This is a genomic window from Phytohabitans rumicis, from assembly GCF_011764445.1.
GTDB lineage: Bacteria > Actinomycetota > Actinomycetes > Mycobacteriales > Micromonosporaceae > Phytohabitans > Phytohabitans rumicis.
Map to the genome: position 1 here is coordinate 5,831,111 of NZ_BLPG01000001.1, position 8,890 is coordinate 5,840,000.

The following is an 8,890-nucleotide window of genomic DNA, read 5'->3' on the forward strand; positions in this document are numbered from 1 at the left end:
ATGCTCTCGCTCCGCGCAGGGGCGTGGAGCAAACGGGGAGTCCACATGAGAATAAGTCGGTTTGCCCTGTCATTTTTCGCGTTGCTCGCGATTCTTCTCGCATCCGCTCCCGCTCCCGCTTCCGCCCGGCAGGCCGACGACTGCGGCGGAGCCCTGCCGTTCGGCCAGATCGTGACCTGTTCCGCGATCACCGACGACCAGCAGCACGTCTTCACGGTGACCACCCGGCGAGACTCGGACACGCTCTACGCCAGGCTCATCGACGGGTCCGGGGACCCGCTCAGCGCCCCGCTCACCGGCCCCGACGGCGAGATTGTTTGTAGGGCCGACGACTACGCCTCGGCCTGCCAGGTCGGCGCCGCGGGCACGTACACGATCACGGTGTCGCTCGCGTGGGGGTTCGGCACCAACAGCTACACGCTCTCCGTCGAGTCGGCGCGCACCCCGTCCACCTGCACCCGGCTGGACAACGCGTTCTTCTCCTTCGCCTCGCCGGGCGTCACGGGGACGCTGCCGTTCGGGACGGCGGCCACCTGCTTCCGGTTCAACCAGCCCGCCGGGTCCGTCCTTTACCTGTCCGACCCCGGTGGCGCCGGCGACGTGCGTGGCCAGATCCTCGACGCGCAGTACCAGCCGATGGGTTGCCCCATCGACGCGCCCACGACGTGCACGCTCACCGGGCCCGGGCCCTACCGGGTCATCCTGGCCGAGTCGTACGGGAACGCGAGCGACTACACGCTGAAGCTGTCCCGGCTCTCCCAGTCCGTCGGTTGCCCGGTCATCCGGCCCACCAGGTTCGGCGACCCGGGCAGCGCCGCCGCCACCGCGACCGTGTCCACCAACGTCACCTGCCACAAGCTGAGGGCGCCGGCCGCCGGCCTGATCGGCATGCGGATCGAGCCGCTGCAGGACGTCTCGTGGATCCTGTACGACGACGCCGGCCAGCCGATCTGCGAGAAGTACCAGCTCCCCAACGGCCGCACCTGCCGGCTGCCGGCCGCGGGAAGCTACACCCTGCTCGTGCGGAACCAGAACACGTGGGGCGACCCCGTCACGTACCAGGTGGCCGTACCGGCGCTCTACGCCAACGCCGGCTGCGCCACGACCACCGGCACCTCCTGGGATCAGGCCGCGCTGCTGGTGCACCAGACCTCGCGCGTACAGACGAACTGCCAGCCGATCCGCGGCACCGCCGGCGACCGCATCATCACGTACTACGCCCCGACCGTGTACAGCCAGGTCTACGCGTGGCTCGTGGACAGCACCGGCACCGAGGTCTGTCCTGATTGGACTGGCGAAGACGGGTGCGTGCTCCCCGCCACCGGCCGCTACCGCGTCATCTCGTACGTGATGGAGTGGGGCGAGCAGGGCGCGGACGCCACGTACAAGCTGCAGGTCCGGCGCCTCTCCACGCCCGAGGGGTGCCCGACCCGGACGGCCGGCTCGTACGGCCTGACCCCCGTCCCGAGCGGCATCCGCTGCCGGATCCTGGACGTCACCGCACCGGGCAGCTACCTCGTCAAGGCCGTCGACGTGCGGAACTACGAGACCTACGCCCAGGTGTACGACAGCGCGGGCCAGCGGGTCTGCGGCAGCCCGCAGTGCAACTTCGCCACGCCGGGCAGGTACACGATGGTCCTGCTGGGCTCGCAGACCAACACCGTGATCGACAACGATTTCGAGTACGCCACGGTCTTCCTGCCGGCCGTTCCGTCGCTCTGCCCGCGCGTGTCCGACGACGCCACCGCGATCGCCGGACATCGGGGCGAATTCACCGGCGCCGGACAGATCCAGTGCCTGGAGCTGTCCAGCCCGGCCGGCGCCAAGGTGATCGAGCTCCTGCCCGGCAACGCCACCGGCGCCGGACAACCGATGGTGACAGTGATGGACTCGACCGGAAACTGGGTCTGCGACTCGTCGTACGGCCTGCGCCAGGCATCCTGTGAACTGACCGGCACGGCGCCGTTCTACGCGGTGCTCAGTACGGCCGGCGGGTACCCCACCGGCGCGTACGAGGTGGCCTTCCCGCGCATCGACGGCGCACCCGCCTGCCCGGTCCTGCCGCGTACGACCGACGGCGCCACGGTCGACACGAGCGCCGCCCGGTTCGCCGCCTGCTTCTCCATCCCGGCGGACGAGCACGCGGCCCGGGAGGTCTTCACCTTCCGGCGTACGGCGGGCACCGGCGACGCCACCGTGTCGGTGTTCGACGGCACCGGCATCCGGTACTGCCGCAGCGCACCGTCGACCGACCGGACGTTCACGTGCCCGCTGCCGGCGGGCCCGGCGACGGTCATCCTGGAGGCGGACGGCGTCGACGCGACCTACCAACTCACCCACCGAGCCGCCTGACCCACCGGCGATCGGGGCGCCCCCCATGCCGGTGAGGGGCGCCCCGATCTACTCCGGCGTCGCCGACGGCCGGCGATGGCTTCCCACCCGCCCGCAGCGCGCCGACGGCGACCGTCCTGCGCAGGGCTGCTTTCGGCGTCAGGTCTGGCTACGGTAAGCCCGAGCGCGTCGGATCGAGGGGCGAGGCATGGACATCTTCGGCGGATGGATCTTCTCGCTCGCGTTCGTCCTGCTGGTGATCTTGGTGGTCTTGTTGGTCAGGAGCGTCGTTCGGCGCAGAGGTCCCGCCAGCGTCGGCCCGCCACCGGCAGCCGGCTCCAGCACCACGGCGTCAACCGAGGCCCGCACCGGCCGGAGCAGGCTGACGATCGCGGCCGAGGTCGCCGCGATCGTGGGGGCACTCGTCACGATCGTTGCCGTGCTGGCCGGGCGCTGACAGGCTCGCCCGTCGCGTCCCACACGCACCTCATGGGTCACTGCAGGAGCAAGAGAGCGGGCGACGGGAATCGAACCCGCACCGTCAGTTTGGAAGACTGAAGCTCTGCCATTGAGCTACGCCCGCGTGCGCCCCGACCGTCCGGGGTGCGGCACCTAGCGTACTGGGTCGGTGTGCGCCGGCGCGTCCGGTATCCGGGGCGCCACCCCGGGCGCGCCGCCACGTCGATCAAGGACTTTCCCGTCGATCAAGGGCAAAAGGTCGTGGATCGGAGATCAAAGCACGATCATTTGCCCTTGATCGACGTGGAAAGTCCTTGATCGACGTGGAAAGGGGCCTTGATCGACGTGGAAAGGGGGCGGGAGGCCGTGGAAAGGGGCGGGAGGCCGGGGACAGGGGCCGGGAAGCGGGGAGGAAGGGAGGAGGGTGCGGGATGGGAGGAGGAGGGGGACCGCATACACTTTGTCGCGCACGGGGTGTAGCGCAGCTTGGTAGCGCACTCGCTTTGGGAGCGAGGGGCCGTGGGTTCAAATCCCGCCACCCCGACTGTGATCTGTGCGGCCGTGCGGGGGGAGCCCGGCCGCCGCGTGCCCGGCGAGTCGGTTCTACACTCGACCGAGCCGTCGTCACGCCAGACGCATGCCGGAAGTCAGAAGATCCATCGAGGAGTACGCCTGTGAAGAGCACCGTCGAGACCTTGAGCCCGACTCGGGTGCGGCTCGCCATCGAGGTGCCGTTCGTCGAGCTTGAGCCGAGCCTCAAGAAGGCGTACCGGGAGATCGCATCCCAGGTCCAGATCCCAGGCTTCCGCCGCGGCAAGGTGCCCGCGGCCGTGATCGACCAGCGGGTCGGCCGTGAGGCCGTGATCAATGAGGCCATCCAGGAGGCCATCCCGGCGCAGATCCTCGCGGCCGTCCGCGAGCACGACGTCAAGATGCTGGGCCGGCCGGAGCTGGAGGCGTTCCCGGAGGTCAAGGACGGCGAGCCGCTGGTGTTCACCGCCGAGATCGACGTGCGGCCGGAGATCACGCTGCCCGACCTGACCGGCGTGGAGATCACCGTCGACGAGCTGCAGGTCGGCGACACCGAGATCGACGACCAGGTGAACGGCCTGCGGGAGCGCTTCGCCACCCTCAAGACCGCGGAACGGGCGGCCCAGGACGGCGACTACGTCCAGATCGACCTGGCCGCGACCGTCGACGGCACCGAGGTGCCGGGCGGCTCGGCCACCAACATCTCCCACGAGGTGGGCAGCAAGCAGCTGCTCCCGGGCCTCGACGAGGTCCTCGTCGGGATGTCGGCGGGCGGGTCGGCGTCGTTCGTCACGCAGCTGGTGGGCGGCGACTTCGCCGGCCGTGACGCGGACGTCTCGGTGACGGTCCGCACGGTCAAGGAGAAGCAGCTGCCCGAGTTGGACGACGAGTTCGCCCAGCTGGCGAGCGAGTTCGACACGCTGGAGGAGCTGCGCAACGACCTCCGCGAGCGGGTCACCCGGGTCAAGAAGGTGGAGCAGCTCTACGCGGCCCGCGACAAGGCCCTCGAAGAGCTGGTCAAGGCCGCCGACGTGCCGGCGCCGGAGGGCGTAGTCAAGGAAGAGGTCGACCACCGCAAGCAGGCCATGGTCGACCAGCTGGAGCGGATCGGCGCCTCGCTGGAGGAATACCTGGCGGCCGAGGAGAAGACCGAGGAGCAGGTCGACACCGAGCTCACCGAGGCGGCGACCGAGGGCGTCAAGATCCAGCTGCTGCTCGACACGCTCGCCGACGCCGAAGAGGTCCAGGTCTCCGACGACGAGTTCGGCCACGAGATCATGCACCGCGCGCAGCGCGCCGGCGTGCAGCCGCAGCAGTACTACGACCAGCTGGTCCGGTCCGGCACCGCCGGCGCCGTCTTCGGCGACGTCCGTCGGGGCAAGGCGCTCGCGCTGGTCATGGAGCGCGTGAAGATCAAGGACTCCGCCGGCAACGAGCTGAGCATGGACGAGCTGCGCGGCGGGAGCGCCGACGAGCACGATCACGACCACGACCACTGACGGGTACGACCTGCCGCGTGCGCTGAGAGCGAACGTGGCGGCCGTGGCTACCAACAGTGGATAAGGTCGGTCGTACGGAGACAATTGCGAAGGGCTTGCCATGACCGATCAGCACTTCCCAGCGATGCCCACGCGGGCGATCGAGGCCCGCGGTGGCGACGCACTCAGTGGCAACCTCGACGACACGGTCTACAACCGCCTGCTCAAGGAGCGGATCGTCTTCCTGGGCAGCGAGGTGACCGACCAGGTGGCCAACCGCATCTGCGCGCAGCTCCTGCTGCTCGCGGCGGAGGACCCCACCAGGGACATCTACCTCTACATCAACTCGCCAGGCGGCTCGGTCTACTCGGGCATGGCGATCTACGACACCATGCAGTTCATCGACAACGACGTGCAGACGATCGCGATGGGCATGGCGGCGTCGATGGGCCAGCTCCTGCTCTGCTCCGGCACCCGGGGCAAGCGGTTCGCGCTCCCGCACGCGCGGATCATGATGCACCAGCCGTCGGGTGGCATGGGCGGCACCGCGTCCGACATCGCCATCCAGGCGGAGCAGATGCTCTACACGAAGCGGATGTTCCAGGAGCGGGTGGCGTTCCACACCGGGCAGACCCAGCCGCAGATCGAGGCCGACTCGGACCGCGACCGTTGGTTCACCGCACAGGAGGCCCGGGACTACGGGTTCATCGACCACGTGATCACCGGGGCGACCCAGGTCCCCTCCGGCGCCGGCACGTTGAGCTGAGGAAGACACCATGACTGAGCTTCAGATCCCGGCGGGCCTCCGCGAGGTCCACAACCGGTACATCATTCCCTCGTTCGTGGAGCGCACGTCGTACGGGGTGAAGGAGTCCAACCCGTACAACAAGATGTTCGAGGACCGGATCATCTTCCTCGGTGTGCAGGTCGACGACGCCTCGGCCAACGACGTGATGGCGCAGCTGCTCACGCTGGAGGGCACCGACCCAGACCGCGACATCACCATGTACATCAACTCGCCCGGCGGGTCGTTCACGGCGATGACGGCGATCTACGACACCATGCAGTACGTCCGCCCGGACATCGTCACGGTGTGCCTGGGCCAGGCGGCCAGTGCCGCGGCCGTACTGCTCGGCGCCGGTACGCCGGGCAAGCGGATGGCGCTGCCGCACTCGCGGATCATCATCCACCAGCCGGCCACCGAGGGCGGCTACGGGCAGGGCTCGGACATCGAGATCCAGGCCCGCGAGATCATGCGGATGCGCACCCAGCTCGAGGACATGATCGCGACTCACTCGGGCCAGCCGATCGAGAAGGTCCGCAAGGACATCGACCGCGACAAGATCATGACGGCCGATGAGGCCAAGGAGTACGGCATGGTGGACACCGTGCTCGCCAGCCGTAAGAAGGGCCTCGTCGCCGCGTCCAGCGCGAGCTGACGCGACCTGGAGTCAGGGGTCGGCCGGTGGGCTTACACTGGCGGCCCCTGACACACCCAATTTGGGGGTCGGAGAAACCCCGAGCAGCGGGTAACGTCGAGGTGCACAGCACAGGCGATCGTGATCAATGAGGCAAGACCGTCCTCAGGCCAGGGCCGGCACACCGGCCGATGAGCGCAGGGAGAACGTAGGTGGCACGGATCGGCGACGGTGGCGACCTACTCAAGTGCTCGTTCTGCGGTAAGTCGCAGAAGCAGGTCAAGAAGCTCATCGCGGGCCCCGGCGTGTATATCTGCGACGAGTGCATTGATCTCTGTAACGAGATCATCGAGGAGGAGTTGGCCGAGTCTGGCGAGGTCAAGTGGGAAGAGCTCCCCAAGCCCATGGAGATCTGCCAGTTCCTCGACCAGTACGTCGTAGGCCAGGACCAGGCGAAGAAGGCCCTCGCCGTGGCGGTTTACAACCACTACAAGCGCATCCAGGCCGAGGCGGCCGGCGCGCCCGGGTCCGGTGGCGAGACGGTCGAGCTGGCCAAGTCCAACATCCTGCTGATCGGCCCCACCGGCTGCGGCAAGACGCACCTGGCCCAGACGCTCGCCCGCATGCTCAACGTGCCGTTCGCGATCGCGGACGCCACGGCGCTGACCGAGGCCGGCTACGTCGGCGAAGACGTCGAAAACATCCTGCTCAAGCTCATCCAGGCGGCTGACTACGACATCAAGCGCGCAGAGACCGGCATCATTTACATCGACGAGGTTGACAAGATCGCAAGAAAGAGCGAAAACCCGTCGATCACCCGTGACGTCTCTGGCGAGGGCGTGCAGCAGGCCCTGTTGAAGATCCTGGAAGGCACCGTCGCGAACGTGCCGCCCCAAGGCGGTCGCAAGCACCCCCACCAGGAGTTCATCCAGATCGACACGACCAATGTGCTGTTCATCTGTGGCGGCGCGTTCGCCGGGCTGGACCGCATCATCGAGTCGCGCGTCGGCAAGGGCGGGCTTGGCTTCGGCGCCCACCTGCGGGCGGTCTCCGACCGGTCGACCGACGACATCTTCAGCCAGGTCATGCCCGAAGACATGCTCAAGTTCGGGCTGATCCCGGAGTTCATCGGCCGGCTCCCGGTGATCACGACGGTGCGCAACCTCGACCGCCAGGCGCTCATCAAGATCCTGACCGAGCCGCGCAACGCCTACGTCAAGCAGTACCAGCGGCTCTTCGAGCTCGACGGCGTGGAGTTGGAGTTCGACATCGCCGCGCTGGAGGCCATCGCCGACCAGGCCATGCTCCGTGGCACTGGCGCCCGTGGTCTGCGGGCGATCATGGAAGAGGTCCTGCTCTCCGTGATGTACGAGGTGCCCAGCAACCCCGACGCGGCCCGGGTGCTGATCACCCGCGAGGTCGTGATGGAAAACGTCTACCCGACGATCGTGCCCCGCGAGTTCACCGGCCGCCGCCGGCGCGAGCACCGCGAGGAAAAGACCGCCTAGCTCTGGCTAGGCTCGCCGGTCCCACTCGCCGGACGGCACCACCACGACCATGAGCACGCGTACGGGCTCGGCGCCCTTGTTCCGGTAGACGTGTGACCGGTCGGCGAGGAAGTCGATCGTCTGCCCGGTGCTCACCACGTGCTCGCCGCCGTCGACGGTCACGCTCAGCTCGCCGGACAGCACATGCAGCACCTCGCGGGTGCCGGGCGCGTGCTCGGCCGAGTTGTGCCGCTCGCCGGGGGCGAAGGACCACTCCCACAGCTCCACGAAGTTCGGGTCGTTCATGCCGCGCAGCAGCCGCCCGAACCCACCCTGGCCGCCGCGCCACAGCAGCGGTGCGTCGGCGGCGGCAGAGACGCGTACGGTGCGCTCCTCGGCCGGCTCCAGCAGCCGCGCCACGGTCACGCCGAACGCGTCCGCGATCCGGACCAGGGTGCCGACGCTCGGGTTGGTACGGGCCGCCTCGATCTGCACGACCATGCCCTTGCTGACCCCGGACCGGCCGGCGAGCTCGTCCAGTGACCAGCCGCGGGCGGTGCGCATCGCGCGCACGTGCCCCGCGACCGCCGCGGTGAGGGCCGCCACAGTATCGGTCAATTCATTGTCCTTCGCGGTCAACATTATGGTACGACTGCACGGTGACTCCCATTGTGCTCGCCGCCGTTTCCGCCCTGGTGTGGGGCACCGCCGACTTCTCCGGTGGCAAGGCGTCGCAGCGCGCGCGGCCGCTCACGGTCACCGTCGTCTCGCAACTGCTCTGCCTGCCGGCGCTGCTGGTGTGCGTGCTGCTCGTGCCGGGCACGCCCACGGGAGCCGATCTGGCCTGGGGCGCCGGCGCCGGCCTGGCGGGCTTCGCCGGGATCGTGCTGCTCTACCGGGCACTCGCCGCAGGCGCCATGGCCGTGGTCGCCCCGGTGACGGCGGTGACCGCGGCAGTCGTACCTATCGCGGCGGGACTGCTCACGGACCGTACCCCTGGAGCGATGGCCCTCGGCGGCGCCGGACTGGCGGTCGTTGCCATCGCGCTCGTCAGCCTGGGCCCTGGTGCTGGGCGGTCCGCCGTCACCGCGCGGCTGATCGGCCTGTCGCTGCTGGCCGGGGCGCTGTTCGGGCTCTTCTTCGCGTTGCTCGGGCAGTCGAGCGCGGAGGCCGGCATGTGGCCGCT

General features: G+C 68.9%; 8 protein-coding genes and 2 tRNA genes (1 of these 10 only partly in view). 8 read left to right on the plus strand and 2 right to left on the minus strand.

Annotated elements, in window-relative coordinates; all coding sequences use genetic code 11:
• Positions 1 to 81: 81 nt before the first annotated feature.
• Both Prum_RS26535 and Prum_RS26540 read left to right on the plus strand, forming a co-directional pair.
• On the plus strand, positions 82 to 2,352 hold the full coding sequence (locus Prum_RS26535) for a hypothetical protein (protein WP_173078959.1): 2,271 nt from the start codon (positions 82 to 84) through the stop codon (positions 2,350 to 2,352).
• Between the two features lie 187 nt (positions 2,353 to 2,539).
• Positions 2,540 to 2,788 carry a hypothetical protein gene (locus Prum_RS26540; protein ID WP_173078960.1) on the plus strand — a complete coding sequence of 83 codons (249 nt, stop codon included), beginning with the start codon at positions 2,540 to 2,542 and terminating at the stop codon, positions 2,786 to 2,788.
• A 55-nt stretch (positions 2,789 to 2,843) separates the two neighbouring features.
• Here the strand turns inward: Prum_RS26540 and Prum_RS26545 are convergent.
• Positions 2,844 to 2,914: transfer RNA gene (locus Prum_RS26545), tRNA-Gly, on the minus strand.
• 346 nt (positions 2,915 to 3,260) lie between these two features.
• On the opposite strand from Prum_RS26545, the gene Prum_RS26550 reads away from it, so the two are divergent.
• From Prum_RS26550 to clpX, 5 genes are all read left to right on the plus strand, one after another.
• Positions 3,261 to 3,334: transfer RNA gene (locus tag Prum_RS26550), tRNA-Pro, on the plus strand.
• 130 nt (positions 3,335 to 3,464) lie between these two features.
• The gene (tig, locus tag Prum_RS26555; protein ID WP_173078961.1) at positions 3,465 to 4,820 is read left to right on the plus strand and encodes a trigger factor; all 1,356 of its coding nucleotides are present in this window, start codon (positions 3,465 to 3,467) and stop codon (positions 4,818 to 4,820) included.
• A gap of 100 nt (positions 4,821 to 4,920) precedes the next feature.
• Positions 4,921 to 5,565 carry an ATP-dependent Clp protease proteolytic subunit gene (locus tag Prum_RS26560; RefSeq protein WP_173078962.1) on the plus strand — a complete coding sequence of 215 codons (645 nt, stop codon included), beginning with the start codon at positions 4,921 to 4,923 and terminating at the stop codon, positions 5,563 to 5,565.
• Positions 5,566 to 5,575: 10 nt separating this feature from the next.
• On the plus strand, positions 5,576 to 6,238 hold the full coding sequence (locus Prum_RS26565) for an ATP-dependent Clp protease proteolytic subunit (RefSeq protein WP_173078963.1): 663 nt from the start codon (positions 5,576 to 5,578) through the stop codon (positions 6,236 to 6,238).
• A gap of 191 nt (positions 6,239 to 6,429) precedes the next feature.
• Entirely contained in the window at positions 6,430 to 7,725 is a 1,296-nt protein-coding gene (gene clpX / locus Prum_RS26570) for an ATP-dependent Clp protease ATP-binding subunit ClpX (protein WP_173078964.1), read from the plus strand.
• A 6-nt stretch (positions 7,726 to 7,731) separates the two neighbouring features.
• Here the strand turns inward: clpX and Prum_RS26575 are convergent, their stop codons facing one another.
• A complete protein-coding gene (locus Prum_RS26575) occupies positions 7,732 to 8,322 on the minus strand; it encodes a helix-turn-helix domain-containing protein (RefSeq protein ID WP_173078965.1) in 591 nt (196 codons plus the stop codon).
• Between the two features lie 41 nt (positions 8,323 to 8,363).
• Between Prum_RS26575 and Prum_RS26580 the strand changes: the two genes are divergently transcribed.
• Positions 8,364 to 8,890 carry the 5' portion of an EamA family transporter gene (locus Prum_RS26580; protein ID WP_173078966.1) on the plus strand. It continues 307 nt past the right edge of the window, so only the first 527 of its 834 coding nucleotides appear in the window; it begins with the start codon at positions 8,364 to 8,366; its stop codon lies off the right edge, out of view.